Source organism: Lentzea kentuckyensis (assembly GCF_002150765.1).
In the GTDB taxonomy this organism is placed as follows: Bacteria; Actinomycetota; Actinomycetes; order Mycobacteriales; family Pseudonocardiaceae; genus Lentzea; species Lentzea kentuckyensis.
The window spans coordinates 1,725-2,154 of the sequence record NZ_MUYM01000209.1 but is presented as its reverse complement, the minus strand read 5'-3'; the positions used below and the strand labels follow the sequence as shown (position 1 = coordinate 2,154).

The 430-nt window shown below is 74.2% G+C and carries 1 pseudogene; it reads left to right on the top strand.

From position 1 onward, the window contains the following. Positions 1–430, top strand: a pseudogene (locus B0F77_RS48490) (AfsR/SARP family transcriptional regulator); the annotation flags it as partial.

Genomic DNA, 430 nt, shown 5'->3' with positions numbered 1-430 from the left:
CGCTACCGGATGCACGACCTGATCGGGCTGGTCGCCGCCGAACTCGCCGATCCGGGCGACCTCGCGTCGATCACCCGGCTGCGGCACGGCTGGCTCGCGCTCGCCGTCGCGGCCGACGACCAGCTCGCGCACTGGTTCGGCCCCGACCGCGAACCCGCACCGGCCTGGCGGCCACCGGCGGACACGATCGCGCAGGTCGCCGCCGACCCGCTGCGGTGGTTCGACGAGGAGTACGACGCACTGGTCGCGGCGGTTCGTGGGGTCACCGACGCCGTGTCGTGGGTGCTCGCCCAGCGGATGGCGACCTACCTGGAACTGCGCGGCCGCTACGAGGACTGGATCGCGGTGCTGCGCGCGGGCCTCGCCGCCGCCGACGAGATTCACGACCGGCAGGGCCAGGCAACGGTCCTCGGCCTGCTGATGCACGCCG